Annotated in this window: 19 protein-coding genes; 8 read left to right on the forward strand and 11 right to left on the reverse strand. The window is 66.9% G+C overall.

Annotated elements, in window-relative coordinates:
• Positions 1-184 precede the first annotated feature (184 nt).
• Positions 185-991 carry an SDR family oxidoreductase gene (locus A5691_RS12700; RefSeq protein ID WP_231972860.1) on the forward strand — a complete coding sequence of 269 codons (807 nt, stop codon included), beginning with the start codon at positions 185-187 and terminating at the stop codon, positions 989-991.
• 22 nt (positions 992-1,013) lie between these two features.
• Positions 1,014-2,294 carry a DUF427 domain-containing protein gene (locus tag A5691_RS12705; RefSeq protein ID WP_068019019.1) on the forward strand — a complete coding sequence of 427 codons (1,281 nt, stop codon included), beginning with the start codon at positions 1,014-1,016 and terminating at the stop codon, positions 2,292-2,294.
• A gap of 25 nt (positions 2,295-2,319) precedes the next feature.
• Here the strand turns inward: A5691_RS12705 and A5691_RS12710 are convergent, their stop codons facing one another.
• Complete coding sequence (locus A5691_RS12710; protein ID WP_068266616.1) at positions 2,320-2,931, reverse strand: TetR/AcrR family transcriptional regulator; 612 nt, start codon at positions 2,929-2,931, stop codon at positions 2,320-2,322.
• A 155-nt stretch (positions 2,932-3,086) separates the two neighbouring features.
• Between A5691_RS12710 and A5691_RS12715 the strand changes: the two genes are divergently transcribed.
• Positions 3,087-3,896 (forward strand): SDR family NAD(P)-dependent oxidoreductase, encoded by an 810-nt coding sequence (locus tag A5691_RS12715; protein ID WP_082950287.1) that lies wholly within the window; start codon positions 3,087-3,089, stop codon positions 3,894-3,896.
• A gap of 5 nt (positions 3,897-3,901) precedes the next feature.
• Here the strand turns inward: A5691_RS12715 and A5691_RS12720 are convergent, their stop codons facing one another.
• From A5691_RS12720 to A5691_RS12750, 7 genes are all read right to left on the reverse strand, one after another.
• Complete coding sequence (locus tag A5691_RS12720) at positions 3,902-5,029, reverse strand: acyl-CoA dehydrogenase family protein (protein ID WP_231978454.1); 1,128 nt, start codon at positions 5,027-5,029, stop codon at positions 3,902-3,904.
• Positions 5,029-5,670, reverse strand: coding sequence for a nuclear transport factor 2 family protein (locus A5691_RS12725; protein ID WP_067747124.1), 642 nt, complete (start codon positions 5,668-5,670; stop codon positions 5,029-5,031). Before A5691_RS12725 ends, A5691_RS12720 begins: the two co-directional genes overlap by 1 nt.
• Positions 5,667-7,307 (reverse strand): class I adenylate-forming enzyme family protein, encoded by a 1,641-nt coding sequence (locus A5691_RS12730; protein ID WP_067747126.1) that lies wholly within the window; start codon positions 7,305-7,307, stop codon positions 5,667-5,669. Before A5691_RS12730 ends, A5691_RS12725 begins: the two co-directional genes overlap by 4 nt.
• 6 nt (positions 7,308-7,313) lie before the next feature.
• A complete protein-coding gene (locus A5691_RS12735) occupies positions 7,314-8,081 on the reverse strand; it encodes an enoyl-CoA hydratase-related protein (RefSeq protein ID WP_081665400.1) in 768 nt (255 codons plus the stop codon).
• A 70-nt stretch (positions 8,082-8,151) separates the two neighbouring features.
• Complete coding sequence (locus A5691_RS12740) at positions 8,152-8,901, reverse strand: SDR family NAD(P)-dependent oxidoreductase (protein ID WP_067747158.1); 750 nt, start codon at positions 8,899-8,901, stop codon at positions 8,152-8,154.
• Positions 8,891-9,529, reverse strand: coding sequence for a TetR/AcrR family transcriptional regulator (locus tag A5691_RS12745; protein WP_067747133.1), 639 nt, complete (start codon positions 9,527-9,529; stop codon positions 8,891-8,893). The genes A5691_RS12740 and A5691_RS12745 overlap by 11 nt, the downstream gene beginning before the upstream one ends.
• A 2-nt stretch (positions 9,530-9,531) precedes the next feature.
• Positions 9,532-10,359 carry a MaoC/PaaZ C-terminal domain-containing protein gene (locus A5691_RS12750; RefSeq protein ID WP_068015803.1) on the reverse strand — a complete coding sequence of 276 codons (828 nt, stop codon included), beginning with the start codon at positions 10,357-10,359 and terminating at the stop codon, positions 9,532-9,534.
• A 79-nt stretch (positions 10,360-10,438) separates the two neighbouring features.
• Between A5691_RS12750 and A5691_RS12755 the strand changes: the two genes are divergently transcribed.
• The 5 genes from A5691_RS12755 to A5691_RS12775 are packed head-to-tail and all read left to right on the forward strand — an operon-like array spanning position 10,439 to position 14,982.
• Entirely contained in the window at positions 10,439-11,536 is a 1,098-nt protein-coding gene (locus tag A5691_RS12755; RefSeq protein ID WP_231968867.1) for an LLM class flavin-dependent oxidoreductase, read from the forward strand.
• Positions 11,533-13,032 (forward strand): class I adenylate-forming enzyme family protein, encoded by a 1,500-nt coding sequence (locus A5691_RS12760; protein WP_231972738.1) that lies wholly within the window; start codon positions 11,533-11,535, stop codon positions 13,030-13,032. Before A5691_RS12755 ends, A5691_RS12760 begins: the two co-directional genes overlap by 4 nt.
• On the forward strand, positions 13,029-14,195 hold the full coding sequence (locus tag A5691_RS12765; RefSeq protein ID WP_067747145.1) for an acetyl-CoA acetyltransferase: 1,167 nt from the start codon (positions 13,029-13,031) through the stop codon (positions 14,193-14,195). Before A5691_RS12760 ends, A5691_RS12765 begins: the two co-directional genes overlap by 4 nt.
• Positions 14,192-14,587, forward strand: coding sequence for a Zn-ribbon domain-containing OB-fold protein (locus A5691_RS12770; protein ID WP_067747147.1), 396 nt, complete (start codon positions 14,192-14,194; stop codon positions 14,585-14,587). The genes A5691_RS12765 and A5691_RS12770 overlap by 4 nt, the downstream gene beginning before the upstream one ends.
• Complete coding sequence (locus tag A5691_RS12775; protein ID WP_231972739.1) at positions 14,584-14,982, forward strand: nuclear transport factor 2 family protein; 399 nt, start codon at positions 14,584-14,586, stop codon at positions 14,980-14,982. The genes A5691_RS12770 and A5691_RS12775 overlap by 4 nt, the downstream gene beginning before the upstream one ends.
• Here A5691_RS12775 and A5691_RS12780 read toward each other — a convergent pair.
• Genes A5691_RS12780 through A5691_RS12790 form a run of 3 tightly spaced genes read right to left on the reverse strand, consistent with a single transcriptional unit; the run spans position 14,979 to position 17,695 of the window.
• Positions 14,979-15,911 carry a TIGR03619 family F420-dependent LLM class oxidoreductase gene (locus tag A5691_RS12780; RefSeq protein WP_068015808.1) on the reverse strand — a complete coding sequence of 311 codons (933 nt, stop codon included), beginning with the start codon at positions 15,909-15,911 and terminating at the stop codon, positions 14,979-14,981. The genes A5691_RS12775 and A5691_RS12780 overlap by 4 nt on opposite strands.
• The gene (locus tag A5691_RS12785) at positions 15,911-16,363 is read right to left on the reverse strand and encodes a nuclear transport factor 2 family protein (RefSeq protein WP_067747154.1); all 453 of its coding nucleotides are present in this window, start codon (positions 16,361-16,363) and stop codon (positions 15,911-15,913) included. Before A5691_RS12785 ends, A5691_RS12780 begins: the two co-directional genes overlap by 1 nt.
• Positions 16,364-16,420: 57 nt before the next feature.
• Complete coding sequence (locus A5691_RS12790; RefSeq protein ID WP_067747156.1) at positions 16,421-17,695, reverse strand: serine hydrolase domain-containing protein; 1,275 nt, start codon at positions 17,693-17,695, stop codon at positions 16,421-16,423.
• Positions 17,696-17,754: the final 59 nt, after the last annotated feature.

Raw genomic sequence — 17,754 nt, forward strand, 5'->3', positions numbered from 1 at the left:
AGCGAATGGCTGGCCCGCATCATCTGGTCGTTCTCGACCGTCAACGAGGCCCAGACGTTCGACATGTCCAAGCCGGACACTGTCCGGCGCTACGTGGAAACGTTCGCCATCAACGGGCTTCGCTGAAGGACTGAGCGGCGTCGCTCAACTAAACAATAGATGTACTATTGTTCTCCGATGTCGAATGGCTTTCGACACTGGATTCTCGATCGGTGGTCAGCGCATGGGCGAACGGACATTGGCCGGCAAGCGGGTCGTGGTGGTGGGCGCATCGGCCGGGATCGGGCGGGCGTTCGCCGTCCGTGCCGGCAAGGAGGGCGCCGACCTGCTCATCGCGGCGCGCCGACGAGACCGTCTCGACGAGGTCGCCGCCGATGCCGGCTGCGGCGCGGCCATCAGCGCGGATGTGCGTAACGCTGACGATTGCGCGCGGCTCGCCGATATGGCCCGAGCGAGCCTTGGTGAAATCGACCTGCTGTTCATCTCGGTGGGGTACGCGCCCTTGAGAATGTTCGCCGACACTTCCGTCGACGATTGGACGGACGTGATGCAGACCAATGTCGTCGGTGTGCATCAAGTCATCAAGTGCTGCCTGCCGGTGCTCGCGCCCGCCGCGATCGTCAGCGCCCTGTCCTCCGAAACCGTCGGCCAGCCACGGACCGCGTTGGGCGCCTATTCCTCCAGCAAGGCCGCGCTATCAGAAAGCCTGAATGCCTGGCGCACTGAGCATCCCGGCTTTCGCTACTGCTGTGTCACCGTGGGTGGCACCGTTCCGACGGAGTTCACCGCGGCGTTCGACCCCGGGCTGCTCGGCGTGGTCGTGCAAGATTGGGTGGCGCGCGGCCTCTTGCAAGAGACATTGATGTCGCCCGCCGACGTCGCCGACATGCTGGCGGGAACGTTCGCCAGCGCTTTGAACTTTCCCGCCGTCGGCCTCGAGCAGCTCGTAATTCGTCCACCGTCGTCGCCGCGTCGCGCCGTGACGGTATGAGGCCGGCGACGAGAGGGTAGTGATGCCAACGCAAGTCGAGTCGGCGTGGCCCGATTACCCCGATTACCGGATCGAGGCGACCCCGTGTCCATACCGGGGTCAGGTGTGGTTTGGTGACATGCTCGTTGCCCAGAGCGACCGGTGCCTCGTGGTGACCGAGACCGACCACGAGGACCGCTTGTACTTTCCCGAATCCGACGTGCGGTGGGAGTTGTTCCGCCCGTCGGATCACAGCACCGTCTGCCCTTTCAAGGGCCGGGCGAGTTACTGGAGCCTTGACGGGGCGGATTCCGGCGTCGAGAACGTCGTGTGGGCCTACCGCACCCCGTTGCCAGAGGTCGCAGCGATTGCGGGACACGTCTGTTTCTACGACGACGCGCTGCGGGTGGTCGTCGTCGAAGAGTGGCCGGACGGCTCAAAGATCCCTGCGACGTTCCCGCTATGGGGAGACGCCGACGAGCTGTGCAGAATCATCGACGTGCAGCAGGTATCCGAAAGCGGGTTCGTCGGGCCAGCGCACGGGCCGACGCGTCGCAATGTCGTCGAGGGTGGCCAGCTGCTCGGCGAGGCGATCGTCGCGGCGTCGAAAGCGCTTCCCGGGCAACGAATCACGTCGGCATCGATGATCTTCGCCAAAGCGGCTTCATTCGACGCGCCCGTGGACCTGTCCGTCGATGTGCTTCGCAGGGGCAGATCGTTTTCATCGGCCGAAATACGCATCAGCCAGGGCGGGGTGCTGCGTAGTGCGGGCTTGGTGCTTGCGGACTCGGGAGCCGGCGACGTCATGCGGCACGTCGAGGCCATGCCGGCCGTTCCGGGGCCCGACGAGGCGGTGTCGTTTCCTGGCTTCGGGATGACCGGCCGCGAGATCCGGGTGGTCGATGGGGCTTACGATCCGGATCCCGATCGGGTGGGCCCGCCGATCATCAACGTGTGGGTGCGATTCCGCGATGCGCCGCCGACCCCTTACCTGCAGACGGCGTTGCTGGCCCAGTCGACGACGCATTGGACTATCGCCGCGGGTATGTTGCCGCATCCGGGTTTGGGCGAAGCCCGCGCGCATGCCACCTTGTCGACCGGAATCATGAAAGCCACCATCGCGTTTCACGACGACGTGGATGTTACCGACTGGCTGCTGTACACCAACCACGCCTTCTGGTCGGGACGGGGGCTTGTGCAGGGCGACGGCCGGGTGTTTGCCCGAGATGGACGGCTCGCCGCGTCGTACACGATCCAGGCGATGGTGCGTGAGTTCGCGACCGAGCCCGCGGCGATGGGCCGCGACAGCCGCACGGCTATGTGATGCGCAGGTGAAATTCGCGACCGCGTCAGCGCAGGCCGTTGATCGCGAATTTCTCGACGTAGCGGCGAACCGTGGCCGGCTTGGTCATATCGAAGGTCAGACCTTGATTGACAGTCGAAAAGGAATAGATGATTCTCGCCAGCCATTCGCTACCGGCGGTCACGTCGACTCCGGCGCCGACCTCGCCGCGTTTCTGGGCATCGCGCACGTAGGGTTCGAGGAACTTTGTGGTGCGGCGGACGGCGGCATCGCCGTCGGCGACCATGTGGCGCATCAGCTCGGCGTCATCGGCCATCAGCCGGTTGCGAGTCCGATGGTCGAGCAGAATTTTCGCGTGGGTTTCCGCCATCGCGCCGACCTGCTCAGCCAGCGTGTTCTTCTTGGACATGGCGGAAGCGACCTCCCGATAAAACCGCTGCGCACCGAATTCGATTGCGGCGTGGATGAGCACGTTGCGGTCTTCGAAGTACCGGTACACCGTGCCCCGCGACACGTTGGCTTTTCGCGCGACGTCCTGCACGCTGGTGCGCTGGATGCCGAGCTGGGTGAAGCATTCGTTCGCCGCCTCGAGGATCTGGTCTCGGCGATCGAATTCCCCGTCCGATTCCAGATCGGCAGGGGCGGGTTTCGTCGACATGTCGCTCTATGCTACGCGACAAATTTCGGCGTTGTGTTCCGTTGATGGGCCAATTCGTCACTGAACTGGGCCCGGATAGTAGTCATTGCGACACACATCGTACTGCTGTCTAGTATGGCTGACGTCGGCGGTGACGCCAGAAACGAGGGCAGCGCGTGGAGCTTGGCCTGGGGGGACGCAATTTCGTTCTCGTCGGCGGGACGACCGGTATCGGGTTCGCCGCCGCGCGGCAGCTCGCGGCCGACGGTGCCAACGTGGCGCTGCTGGCTCGTAACGGGGAGCGTGCTCGAGCGCGGGCCGAGCAATTGACCGCAGACTACGGAGTGCGGGCGGTCGGAATCGCCGTCGACGCGGCCGCCCCGGGCGACGGGGTGGATCGCGCTGTCGACGAGGCGGCGGCGAGCCTGGGGCCGCTGCGCGGCCTGGCCGTCACCGCGGGACCGATGAATCAACAGGGGCCGTTCCTCGAACACGGCGACGAGTCGTGGGACTGGTATTACCAGTTGATTTTGATGGGAACCGTGCGCTCCTGCCGCGCGGTCATCCCGCACCTGCAACGCAATGGCGGTGGAACCATCGTCACCACGGCCGCGTATTCCGTTCGGGCGCCGAAGATCCTGATTCCGCCGTACAACGCGCTCAAGGCGGCGGTGTTGACCTTGTCAAAGATCCTGGCGAAAACGCATGGCCCCGAGGGCATCAGGGTCAACACCGTATGCCCGGGGCTGTTCGACACTGAGGTCAACGACTTCATCCGCGCGCGGCGGGCGGCAGAGTACGGGGTGGCGCTGGAGGACGCGATCTATACGCACCTCGCGAGCAACCCGGACTGGAACATGCGGGTTGCCCTCCGCCGCGGCGGGCGTCCCGAAGAAGCGGGCGAGCTGATCGCCTTCCTGCTCAGCGACAGGGCAGCTTTCATGACCGGCGCGGCCGTCAACATCGACGGGGGCACGGACTTCTGACCCCCTCAGAGCCCGATGTCGTCGGCGAGGAGCCCCCGGTGATAGGACGCGTCGCCCAGCAGGTGCCCTGACGATTGAGCCCGCTTGAAGTACAGATGGGCCGGATGCTCCCAGGTGAATCCGATCCCACCGTGAATCTGGATATTGGCGGCAGCGGCCCGCGCATACGCCTCCGAACTGCACGCCTTGGCCAGCGACGCCACCGCCGGCAGTTCTGGCGAGCGTTGGGCCGCGGCCCGCACCGCGTAATAGGCTGCCCCGCGGGCACATTCGATATCGAGGAATACATCGGCGCACTTGTGCCGGATGGCCTGGAATGAGCCGATGGGCTTGCCGAACTGTTTGCGGGCCTTGCCGTAGGCGACGGCCATCTCGAGGCAGCGTTGCGCGCCGCCGACCTGTTCGGCGGCCAGCGCGGCGCAGCCAAGCGCGAGGGTCGACCGCAACAGTTCCTCCGCGCCGCCCAAACGACCGACGAGCGAGGCCGGCGTTGTGGTGAATTCGATGCGGGCCTGTTTTCGAGTCTGGTCAAGGCTGGACAGCGCGCGCCGGGCGACGCTGTCGAACCGGTCGACGGCGAACAACGACAATCCGGAGTCGGCCTGGGCGGCCACGAACAGCACATCGGCGCTGCAGCCATCGAGGACATAGGTTTTGGCTCCGTCCACCACCCAGCCGTGTGCCGTTTCTCGCGCCCGCGTGTGGATCGCACCGGCTTCCCAGCGGCCCGACTCCTCGGTGACGGCCAGGCTGGCGATGGTCGCTCCGGACGCGATGCCCGGCAGGTATCGTTGTTGCGCCGCGTAGTCACCCGAATCAAGCAGCGCGCTCGACGCCAGTACCGCCGACGCGAAGTATGGCGACGGAGCCAGGGCGCGCCCCAATTCCTCGGTCACGACGCCGAGTTCGACGAACGTGTACCCCTGACCGCCGAATTCTTCCGGGATTGCGAGCCCCACCAGGCCCAGCTCGTCGGACATTTGCGCCCACAGCGACGGGTCGTAGCCCACCGGGTTTTCCATGTGGCCGCGCACGCGTGCCTCGTCGGCCTTGCTTTCGAGAAAAGAGCGCACGACGCGGCGCAGCTCATTCTGCTCGTCGGTGAATCCGAAACCCATTGCACGACCAGACATCACGACTCCGCGGGCGCGCGACCGGTCGGGCTCACCCGCGGTGCTTCAGCGCCCTGGCGCAGGGTGCGCAGCCAATCGCCGACGGCGGCCGGGGCCGGGACCGGCGCGTCGAAGCGGCCGGGGTCGGCGGCCCAGAAAGCCTCCCACGACGGGAACGCATGGTGGAACGAGCCGTCCTGGTTCGGGCTGCCGGGCCAGCGCACCTTCCGCGGACCGACCGGCGGGTCGGTGATGTCGCTTCGGTACCAGAACAGCGGGATGCGGCGCGCGAAATACCAATGGCCGTCCCGCCTTTCGTAGCGGTCCAGATAGGCCAGCAGCTCGATGAACCACGCGCCCTCGGTTTCCAAGTCGTTACGCGAGTAGACGAGTCCGCTCGCGGTGTCGGTGTCGTGGACGTCGATGACATGGCCCAGGACACCGTGCGCGCTGCCCAGCAGCGTCGGACGAACCTCGGCGTCGTACCATTGGCGCATCGCGTCGCGGCCGCGGCGCTTGCCCGGCACCCCGATGTCGTCGACGAAAAGGTTTGCCAGGGAGTCGAAGTCGCGCATGTCCAACGCCACCGCGTACCGTGCCGCCAGCTGACGGATTTCCTCGATAGCCTCCAGGCGGGCGATCCGCGCCTCCAACCCGGTCATGCCAGCTCCCCCGAGGTGACAAGTTGCACCAACCGTGGCTTGTCGATCTTGTTCGTGGTGGTGTACGGCAGCCGATCGGCGTCGGGGAGAATCACCCACCGCTTCGGAACCTTATAGGCGGCGAGTTCCTTGCGGCATGCCGCCGCGAGTTCATCCTGCGAGGCGCACCGCCCCTGGTTGAGCACAACCACGGCGCAGACGAGCGCACCCTTGTCCGCGTCCGGAACGCCGACGACATAGGCGATCCGCACGCCGTCGACGCCGCCGATCACCGCCTCGACCTCCACCGGTGCGACGTTGGCGCCAGAGGATTTGATCATGTCGTCGGTGCGTCCGGTGAAGAACAGGAAACCCTCGTCGTCCAGGTATCCGGCGTCTCTCGTGTGGTACCAGCCGTCGGCGTCGAACAGATCGCTGTGCTGCCGTCCGATCATGCCGCGCATCATCGCGACTCCCCGCACGCAGATTTCCCCGATGGTGCCGTTGGGCACCTCCGCACCGCACTCGTCGACGACCTTGTGCTGGTAGCCGGGTGCGGCAACCCCGAGTGAACCGCGCTTGCTTTCGGGCACCGGTTCGTGTGGTGGCCACCAGGTGTGGGAACTGCACGTTTCGGTCATCCCCAACTGCGTCACCAGCAGTGACGGATCGGCCGCGCGCAGTTCCGGCGGTAGCAGCACCTGGTGGTATCCCCCGCGCAGACTTGACAGATCGGCGGAGGCGAAGTCGGGATGATTCGCCAGTGCCCGGCCGACGTGCGGGAACCCCGTTGCGTAAGTGGCGCGCTCGGTTTCGAGTAGGCGCAGCACGTCGCCGGCGTCGAACTTGTGCTCGGTGAGAATGGTGGCGCCGGTCTGCATCGGCCCGAGCAGACCGAAGACCAGCCCGGCGACCCAGAAGAACACCATCGGGATGTAGACCCGGTCGTCGGGCTTCCACTCGTGCTGGGTGGCGACGAAGCGGGAGTGCGTAATCACGGTGCCGTGCGTGTGGATGATGCCTTTGGGGTCCGAGGTGCTTCCCGATGTGTAGATGACGACCAGGTCGTCGGACGGGCGGACCGTCGATTCGCACGCACGCAGAAACGTCTCGGGCGCCGGCTCCGGCCATGCACTGGGCCAGGTCCGCTCGCTGTCGCCAAGCCCAAAGATGTTGCGCAACTGGGGCAGCCGTTCGAGGCCGAGCGGCGCGCCCGGGGGCGGTAACTCGCCCGCAGCACTTCCGACACGAGCGAGCATGTCCTTGCCGAGCAGCGAGTCGACCGACAGCAGGGTGTGGATGTCGGCGTCGCGCAGCAGCCAGCTCAACTCCGGCGGCTGAAAGAAGGTGTTGATCGGCACCGCCACGGCGCCGATCCGGGTGGCAGCCAGGAAGGCGACCGCAAAATCGGGTCCGTTCGGCGCCAGGATTCCGACCCGAACGCCCTTGGTGACGCCCGCCGCGAGCAACCGTCGCGCCATCTCGGCGGACCGAGCAGCGGCCTGCGCATAGGTGATTCGCTCGATCGTCCCCCCGCCCGCCGTGGAAATGACGAAGTCGTTGTCTCCGTAAGCGGCTACCAGGTCGACCAGCATCGCCGGGACGACCGGTGCGTACGGCATCGGTTCGTAGGCGAAAGTCCGTGCCGCCTCACTCATCGCGCGTCATTCCACTACCCACCGCGGTTCCCGCTTTTCCGCGAACGCGAGCATCCCTTCCCGGTAGTCGGGGTGGGTCAGCTGGTGTTGCAGCACATAGCGATACGCGACGTCGTTGGCCGCACGTAACCCGACATCGAGACTGCTCCACATCGCCTTGATCGACGCCTGGACCGTCGCAGGTGAGAGTTTCGCGATGTCCAGGGCGATTTCGCGCGCCCGTTGTTGCAGCCGGTCCGCGGGCACGACCTCGTTGATCAGGCCGATCTCGTAGCCCCGCTGCGCGCTGATCCGGCCCTGTTTGGTCATCAGCCCGAGCTGCATCACCATCGACAGCGGCATTCTGCGCAGCAGCACGGCGGGCTCGAGCGCGAACACGTTGCCCACGGCCAGATGCGTGTCGATCAGCTCGGCGTGCTCGGCCGCGATGATGAGGTCGGCATCGGCGACCTGATGCAGGCCGCCGCCGACGACCATTCCGTTGAGGGCGCAGATTACCGGCTTCCACACGTTGTGGTGCAGCCGCGAGCCGGGAACCTTGTTGCGGATGCCACCCTCGGCCGTTGCCCGGATGTCCTGGCCCGCGGAGAACGCCCGGTCGCCGGCTCCGGTGATGATGGCGACCCGGATGTTCGGGTCCTCCCGCACCCGTGCCCACGCGATGCCGAGTTCGGTGCGGGTCAGGTCGTCGGTGGCGTTGAGCCGCTCCGGTCGGTTGATCGTGATGGTGGCGACCTGCTCGCTGACGTCGAACAGGATTCTCTTCAGTTCCACGACATCCCCTGGCATCGATTCGTAGCACTAAACACTACATCAACATCTGTCTTGTCGTTCCGGGTCGTCGTCATGGCATCCACTGCCCACCCGAAACCGAAATCAGCTGGCCGGTGACGTGTTTGGCCGCGGGTGAACAGAGAAATGCCACCACGCCCGCCACGTCGTCCGGCTCACCGATGTCGCCGGTCAAAGTGGTGCGGCGCATCTGCGCCAGCTCGTCCTCGGTCTTGCGCGACAACAACCACGGGGTCGCGGTGGTGCCGACCACGACGGTGTTGACCCGGATGGCGTGCAGACCGAGCTGAACGGCCATCAACCGGCTCAGCCCTTCGACACCGGCCTTGGCTGCCGCATAGGCCGGCGGCCCGGTGCGCACGCCGTGTGCCGACACCGAGCTGACGTTCACGATGGCCCCGCCGCCGTGGGCGACCATCTGCCGGGCGGCGACCTGCGCCATCACGAAGGTGCCCTTGAGATTGACGGCTACGATGCTGTCCCAGTCCTCGTCGGTCTGCTCGAGGAACGTGCCGGGCAGCGTCATGCCCGCGTTGTTGACCAATGCTCGAACGGGCCCGTGCCGGTCGGCCAATGCGCTCAGCGCGGTCTCGACCGCGTCTCGGTCGGTGATCGATACGTTCATCGGGACGAGCAACCCGGATCTCGCATCATCCGAATCCTGGGCACGGGCAATGGCTTTCGCGTTCACGTCGATCGCGGCCACCCGATGCCCGCCGCGAATCAGCGCGGCCACAATCGATTCTCCGATGCCTCGCGCTCCCCCGGTGACGACGGCGAGGGGGTGGAAGTCACCCGACACGCTGCCCACCCGCCCGTCTGGTCCCGGGGGCCTTGCCGGTGCGTTCGATCGCGACGATCGAGGGGCGCACCAACTCCACTGATTCGGCCATCAGTTGCGACAAGTCACCCCTGCCACCGCCGGCGACCCACGAATCGATGGCGGCGCGGTTGGCGGCGTTGATCAGCGTGGCGGCCAGGCGCGGTCGCAAGTCCGGCTGAGTTTCGCTGCCCAGCCATCGCGCCACCTCCGTGGTGAGTTGGTCGATCCAGTCCTCGTTGATCCGGAGCATCGTCGCGCGCAAGGCCGGCAAGCCGTGGTACATCCGCGCGCGCACCAAAAAGATGTCAGGCTGATCGACGATCGCCTGCGCCACCGCCACCGAAGTCTCGGCGAGTGCGTCCCACAGTGAGTCGGAGCGCGCGGCACGAAAACGCCGGATCGCCTCCTGCAGCCGCTCGGCGTAGCCGTCGAACAGGATGTCTTCCTTGGTGGCGAAGTGATGGAAGAACGTGCGCGGCGCGACTCCGGCCGCCGCCGAAATCTGGTCGACGGTGGTTCCCTCGTAGCCCTGGGTGTCGAACAGCTCGATCGCCGCGTGGATGAGTGCCTGTCGGTTGCGCAACCCGCGGGCCCGTCGTTGGTCCATGCTCATACCCCTGCCAGCGTGGCGGTTCCGGAGCTCAGGGCGACGGCGTCACCCTGCAGGGTCCGGAAACGCACCGAATCTTCGGTTCGCCAGATTTCCGTCCGCAGCGGGGCGTCGAGCTTCACCTGCTTGGAGAATCGGCAGCTTAAGGATGTCAGCGACCGCGGGTTACCGTCGGCGATCCGGTCGATCACCGCTCGGGCGGCGAATCCCAGCGTGCACAGGCCATGCAGGAAGACGTCGTCAAAGCCGTACTTGCGGGCCGCCTCGGGGTCGATGTGCAGCTGGTTGCGGTCGCCCGAGAGCCGGTAGAGGGCGGCCTGCTCGGGCCGGACGACGTCGTCGAACACAGCGTCCGGTGGCCCGTCGGGGTCCGGTTCGGCAGCGGGCCCACGGTCGCCACCGAATCCCCCCGCACCGAGGACCATGGTTTGGGATTTGGCGACGAACACGGTCCCGTCCGGGTCGGCGCCGCGGCTGGTCAATTCCACCGCGGCGTGTTTGCCCTTGTCCCATACGGCCGACACCTCGGCTTGCACCGACATTTCCCCGCTGGCACCGATCGGCCGATGCAGTTCCAGCGACTGCGCAGAGTGAACGATCGGATACGTACCCAGGTCAAGCACACCGCGCAGGTCCTTGACGGCCCACCAGTTGGCCACCAGGGCGAACGTCGGCAGGACATCCGGGCCGCAGGCCTCGTTGAGCAGTCTCAGCTCGGACCGCGGGCGGGCGCCCACCCCCAACGCGTAGAGGATCACGTCGGTCTCGCTCCAGCGGAAGGTGTTCGGCGGCAAAGCGGTTCCGACCGCAGAGTCGAGCAGAGCCACGGCACCTCCTACTAGACGGATTGACGATATGTGTTCAATCGTGCATTATTGTGGCAGTCAGTGCAACTACTTTTACCCGATGCGGAAAGCGGGAGGGACCGACATGAGGTTCGGCGTGTTCATCCTCGGCGACAAACCCAACCACCTCAGCGAACGCGAGGTGCTGGCCAACGTGTTGGAGGAAGCGCGCTGGGCGGAAGAACTCGGTTACGACGAGATCTGGCTGGCCGAACACCACTTCTCCCCCTACGGCATGCTCCCGGACCTGCCACAGGTGGCGACGGCCATCGCCGCGCAGACCGAACGCATCCGCATCGGCACCGCGTGCATGGTGGCGCCCTTCCACGAGCCCATTCAGCTGGCCGAACGGATCGCCTTGGTCGACGTCCTGTCCGGCGGGCGCTTCGACGCCGGCTTCGGGCGCGGCTACCAGGCGCATGAGTTCAAGGGCTTCGGTATCTCGATGGACGAGGCCACGGGCCGATATCAGGAGTGCGTGGAAATCGTCAGCCGCCTGTTGACCGAAGAGAACGTCAGCTTCCACGGCAAGTACTTCCAAATCGAGGACGTCACGATCTACCCGCGGCCGGTGCAGCAGCCGATCCCCGTTTGGGGCACGGTGATGAAGACGCCGTCGAGCTTCGAGTGGCTGGCCGAGAAGGGTTTCGGGGCGATCATCGGAAACCCCTACCAGGTGGACCCGGATCTGCAGGGCGCGCTGGACATCTACCTGAAGGTGCAGTCCCAGAAGGGACTTGACGCCGCAACCGGCAACGTGTGGGCGCTGCTCAACGCCTTCTGTCACGCCGACGATGCGTTCGCCCGCAGCTACCCGCGCGAGAGCGTCGAGCTCTCCATTCAGACCCATCGGAAGTATTCGAGCCCGTTCGAGCGCGGCGGCGAAATACCGGCCGACTACAAGGCGTATTCGGACTGGTTCGAGAAACACGACAAGCAGAGCTACGAGCAGGTGTTGAACTCGCACCTGACGCTGATGGGCGACCCCGACCGCATCGTCGATAAGATGCGTACCGTCATCGACATGGGCTGGCGCAACATCATTTTGCGCATGTCGCGCGGCGGCGCCATGGACCGCACGAAGGTGTACGAGTCGATGAAGTTGTTCGCCCAAGAGGTGATCCCCGCGGCGACCGAGCTCGCGGCAGCCGCGGCTTGAACCAGCAACTCGCCGACCGCATCCGCGCGGTGCTCGCGATCGACCCGCGGGCGCCCGCGATCGAGCATGAGGGCCGGTGGGTGGATTGGCAGGGATTGTCGGACACCGCCGCGGGCCTCCAAAGTTGTCTGCGGGCTGCAGGGTTGGGTGAGGGCTCCCCCGTGGGGCTGGTGCTGCGCAATCACCCCGCGATGGTCGGCGCCGTGCTCGGGGTGCTGCTGACCGGCGGCTGCGTGGTCACGATCAACCCGTCCCAGGGTGACGCCGGGCTCTGCGCGGACATCCGCGAGCTGCGGTTGCCTGCGGTGGTGGCCTTACCGATCGACTGGGAGCGCACAGGAGTGGTCGACGCCGCCGCCGGGGCGCTGGGTGTTCGCGTATCGAGTGACCCCGCCGGCGCGACCGTTGTCGAGGGGCTGGAACAGTCCGGACCGGGCCCGTTCCGCCCGCCCGGTGACGGCGTGGCAGTCGAGATGCTGACGAGCGGCACGACCGGTCCGCCCAAGCGAATACCGCTGTCTTACAGCTCCTTTGAGCACACCGTCGCGGCGGCGAGCGCGCATTACAGTGTTGGCGCCGGGCACGACTCAGAACCGAGACTGCGTTCGGGCGTCGCGATCGTATCCTCGCCGCTGGTGCATATGTCCGGGCTGTTCCGCACTCTGCTCAACATCTGCGAAGGAAGAAAGATCGCGCTCCTGGAGCGATTCCGCGTTCCCGAATTTGTGGATCTGCTACTGCGGCACCGACCGAAGGCTGTCAGCCTGGTGCCGTCGGCGATGGTGATGGTGCTCGACGCGGGCGTGGATCCGGAGGCCTTCTCAAGCGTCGAGGTGGTGACCTCCGGCACCGCACATTTGCCGGTCGACGTGCAGACCAGGTTTGAATGTCGCTACGGCGTCGCGGTGCTGCCGTCCTACGGGGCAACGGAATTCGCCGGCGGCGTGGCCGGCTGGAACCTGGCCTTGCACCGGCAGTGGGCGACCGCCAAACGGGGAAGTGTCGGGCGCCCCCAGCGTGGTCGGGAGATCCGCGTCACGTCCGTCGAGGATGACATCGAGATGCCGCCCGGCGGGCAGGGCCGCATCGAGGTCCGCACCGAAGGCGGGGACTGGGTGCGCACCACCGACCTCGGCCGGGTCGACGCCGACGGCTTTGTGTTCATCGACGGGCGCACCGACGACGTCATCATTCGCGGCGGGTTCAAGGTCAATCCGGGCGAGATCGTCGGCGTGCTCCGTGATCATCCGGCTGTCCGCGACGCGGGGGTCACCGGCCTGCACGATGAACGGCTCGGCCAGGTGCCGGTCGCGGCGGTCGAGTTGACCGACGGCGCCCGCGCCACGCCCGACGAGCTGCTCGCCTACGCGCGTGAACGATTGAGCCGTTACTACGTCCCGGCCCGCCTGATCATCGTCGAGGAGTTGCCCCGCACGCCGTCGCTCAAGGTCAGCCAACCCGCGCTGCGCGAACTCTTCGAAGGGACAGCAAGTTGACGACACGTGGTGTGGCCGCCATTGCCGGTGTGGCAGACGAGGTTTCGGCGAGCGGGGTGATCGATGTTCCACTGCGCGAGCTCGAGGCGCGCGTGATCACCGCCGCCCTGGCCGACGCGGGCCTGTCGCTGCGCGACGTCGACGGGCTGTGCACCTGCACCGGCGGAACGCTCATGCACTCGGTGGAGCTGGCCGAGTACCTGGGGATAGCGCCACGCTTCACCGACGCGACGCAGACCGGCGGCGCCAGCTACGGGTTGTATGTCGAGCACGCCGCCGCGGCGATCGCGGCCGGCGAGGCGGAGACGGTGGTGATCGTCTACGCGTCGACGCCGCGCGCCGCGCGCAAGCGTGGCGAAAAGGGTCTCGGAGTTTTCGCCACCCCCGAGCGGCTGGAATGGGAGACACCGTTCGGGGTGATGCTCCCGATCAGCGCCTACGCCCTGGCGGCCAACCGGCACATGGCCGTGTACGGGACGACGCCCGAACAGCTGGCCCAGATCGCGGTCGACACGAGGCGCTGGGCCGCGCTGAACGAGCGAGCTCACCTGCGCGAGGCGATCAGCGTGCAGGACGTCCTGGACTCGGGCTTCCTCGCCGAGCCGCTGCACAAGCTGGAGTGCTGCCTGGTCACCGACGGTGCCGCCGCGGTGGTGGTCACCAGCGCCGAGCGCGCGCGAGACCTGGCCAAGCCGCCCGCATTCGTCCTCGGGGCGGCGACGGCGGCCTCGCACGCCATGATCTCCCAGATGCCCGACCTGACCGTCACCCCGGGGGCGCTGTCCGGGCCGGCCGCCTTCCGCGCCGCGGGCCTTCGCGCGGCCGACATCGACGTAGTCGAGCTGTACGACTCGTTCACGATCACGGTGTTGCTGGCGCTCGAAGACTTGGGCTTCTGCGGCAAGGGCGAGGGCGGTCCGTTTGTCGCGGACGGCGCGTTGGGGCCCGGCGGCACGTTGCCCGCTCAGACGTCCGGCGGCGGCCTCGCGTACACCCACCCCGGGGCGTTCGGGGCCTTCCTGCTCGTCGAGGCCGCGCGGCAGTTGCGCGGTGAGTGCGGCGAACGCCAGGTCCCGGACGCGAAAACGGCTGTCGCACATGGCACCGGCGGGGTGCTCTCGGCCACCTCGACGGTGATTCTGGGAACGGAGGCCACGCTGTGACCGATACGCTGCCGGTCCCGCAGCCCAGCCCGGTGTCCGCGCCCTTCTGGGACGCGACCCGGCGTCGCGAGCTGACGGTCCAACGATGCCAATCGTGCGCCCGGCTCGTCTGGTACCCGCGGTTCGTCTGCCCGCACTGCGGCGGGCCATCGCTGGTGTGGGAGAAGTTGAGCGGTGACGGGGTCGTTTATGCGGTCAGCGTGCACCACCGCGCCGCGCTTCCCGCCCTCGCCGACAAGGTGCCGTACTCGGTGGTGCTCGTCGATCTGGACGAAGGGGTCCGCATGATGTCGAACGTGTTCGGTCCCCCTCCCGCGGTCGGTGACCGCGTCAGGCTGGCGTGGGTGCCGCTCGAGGACGGCCGCAACCTCGCTGTCTTCGAACCGAAGTGAGCCCCGACTCCGCGCTGCGACGGTTCCGCGAAGAGCTCGTGCTGCGGCACGTCGCCGCCGAGAATGCGCGGGACCTGGAGGCGGCGATGGCCACCTTCACCCATCCGCGCTACGAGATCATCCCTACCGGAACCGTTTTCGACGGTGACCAGGCGGTCCGCGCGATGCTGTCGCAGCAGTGGGCGGATCTCCCGATGCTGCGATATGCCGCGGAGGCGATCTACCACGGGGACAATGGTCTGGTCGTGGAGACCCGGACGACCGCACCCGGCACCCCACTCGACATGTTGAGCGTCAACCTCTTCGGCTTCCGCGGGCCCGATCTGGTTTTGGAACGGTGCTACTTCGACCGGATGCTGCTCGCCGCGCAACTCGAGTCGATCCGCGCGCCCTAGCCGCCTACAGCGTCACGGACCGCTTGGACAAGGGCCGGAATGTCGCGGTCCCGGTTCGCACCGGGCAAGGGCCAGTGCGTCATCCGCAGGTCGGTCACGCCTGCGCTCGACAGCGAGGCCGCCCCCGCGGCGACCGCGGAGAGGTCGAGCCCGCCATCGGGGCTCGTCTGCACGCGCAGCGTCCCGGCAACACCGAACCCGTCCGGGTCACCCCCGGCGCGCTCGACCGCGGCGCGCATTCGACGTATTCCGCCGGCGACATCCCGCGCGTCCGGGCCCCACGGGATCCAGCCCTGTCCGAAGCGAGCGAGCCGGCGAGCGACCGCTCGGTTCACCGTCCCGCTCACCCACACCGGCACCCCGCCTGGCTGAACCGGTTTGGGCATCTGGTGTATCCGCTCGAAACTCAAATCGACCGATTCGTAGCTCACCTCGTTCTCCCGCCACAACCGCTGGCAGACGTCCAGCGTCTGGTCCAGGATCGCCCCGCGTCGATCGAAGTCCACCCCGGCCGCGTCGTATTCCTCACGCTGCCAGCCGACACCCACCCCGACATCGATGCGGCCGCCGGACAGAACATCCATCGTTGCAAGGGTTTTCGCGAGGACCGCGGCCGGACGCAGCGCCGCGAGCAGAATGTTGGTGCCCAGCCGGATCCGGCGCGTCCGCGCCGCCAGATAGGTCAGCGTCGTGAGCGGTTCCAGCCAGTGCCCGTCGGGTCCGGTCGGTTGGCGACCGCCTACCGTTCCACCCGTTTGTGGATTCGCGTATGCGTCCATGTTCATACCGAACGCCACGTGCTCCGACACGAGCAGACGGTCGAACCCAGCGCCCTCCAACAGCTGTGCCCACTCCGTGAGGTGTTCCCAGTCCGACGGTGCCGCGGACGAAAACGACGGAATCCCCATCGACAGCTGTAGCGAGGCCATCAACTGTGTTCCTCGATCGACGCGCGCCGGTCTTCGGTGGCATCGACGACAACCCTGCGGTGTGCGATCCGCCACCGCCCCTCGGCGTCGAGTACATACTCGTCCAGGTAGCGGATGTGCATGACGTGGTTGCGACCGTCCGCCTCGTCAACGCGAAAGTGATTGGCGGTGCAGTAGATTTCGCCTACCGCAGATCCCCCCTCGATGACGTACAGGCCCTGGGCTACGAGGTGAGCCGTCCGCGGCCACCGGGCGACGATGTCGATTACCCGTTCGATCTCGCCGTGGCCGGTCAGCGTTCCCGGTTCGCGCCCCGGTCTTTCGACGAGCATGGAAGCGTCGGGCGTGAACACCGAGAGCAGCGCCTCGCGGTCTCGGCGATCGACCGCCGCCGCATACCTGCGGGACAGCGCCTCGAGTTCCGCATGGGGGACTGCGCGCGAGATGTCCATCTGCTTCCCGTGCCGGCGGATAGAGACCTGTTGACGATACAACCCCGGGTTGTGGCGTCAGCGGCCGGGAACTCGGCTGCGCGCCTCGCCGGAGTGTCGTGCTCCGAATCGCGGCACGGCTACGAACCCGCGACTGTGTGCGGCGGTCACGGCGCGCTGCAGCGGTATCAGCAGCGGTACGAAGAGGAGTTGGTCGGCGACCATCGGGGTCAGCAGCCGATTGTGCACGAAGGCGAATGAGCTCTTGGTGATCGGGTCGGCCCAACCGATGGTTCCACCGAGGCCGGCGTGCCCAAAGCCCCGCAGTAGGCCCGGCACCGGTGATCCGTGGTAGCCCAGGTGAAACGACATCGGGAAGAAGACGTTGAGGTCGGGCCGAAAGCTGCGGGTGCCGGTCAGCGACGCGACCAATTCCTCCGAGAGGAATCGCTGCCCATCGATTCTTCCGCCGTTGGTGAGTGCTGCGTACATCTTGGCCAGCCCCCGCGCGGTCACTACCGCGTTCACCGCGGGAATCTCGCTGTCCAGCAGCCCCATGTCGCCCTGCACCAGCGAGGTGATACCGGGGACATAGGTCGCACCGAGCGGTCCCGGAACCGGCAGGCTGGCCATCAGCGAAACCAGCCGCCCGAGCACCGGGCCGCCCGAGAAGCGTTGCGGGAACATCGTTTGGGCGGCCTTCGTGGGCGCGTCGGCCGGCGGCCGCCCCAGGTGGATACCGTCGATGTCGAGTGGTTGAGCGACCTCGGCGCGGAACAACTCTCGCATGCCCTTACCGGTGATCGCGCGGGCCAATCCGGATGCCAACCAGCCGAAGGTGAACGCGTGATACGCCGCGCGGCCGGCGAGGCGGTCCACCCGCGCCGCCGCCAGCCGCTCTTCCATGTAACGGTGATCGAGCAACTGCTCGGTGCTGATGGTCCCGAGCCGCGACAGGCCCGTGGTGTGGCGCATCATCTCGCGCACGGTGATGGCGGACTTGCCGTTGGCGCCGAATTCGGGCCAGTAACGCGCGATGGGGTCGTCGTAGGACAGCAACCCACGGTCGACCAGCCGGTGCAGGACCGTCGAGGCCACGCCCTTACCCGCGGAGAAGACCATCGCGCCGGTGTCCGCCGACCACGGCACCCGCCCCTCTCGATCGGACCAGCCGGTCCACACGTCGACGACGGGTTCGCCATCGACGTACACAGACAGCGCGCCACCGCCATACCGTGGGCCGGGAAAGAGCGTGGCGAAGGTTTTCACTGCGCAGGCAAATCGAGGGTCGGCGGCACCGTGCACATGGGTGGGCAGACCGTCACCGGCTTGTAAGGCTGGTCGATCGGGCATCGCGGTCGAAGCTCTCCTCACTGGCACTTGGCGCCATCGGACGACTGAACAAATATCGT

Origin of the sequence: Mycobacterium sp. E183, assembly GCF_001667735.1 — a bacterium.
GTDB lineage: Bacteria > Actinomycetota > Actinomycetes > Mycobacteriales > Mycobacteriaceae > Mycobacterium.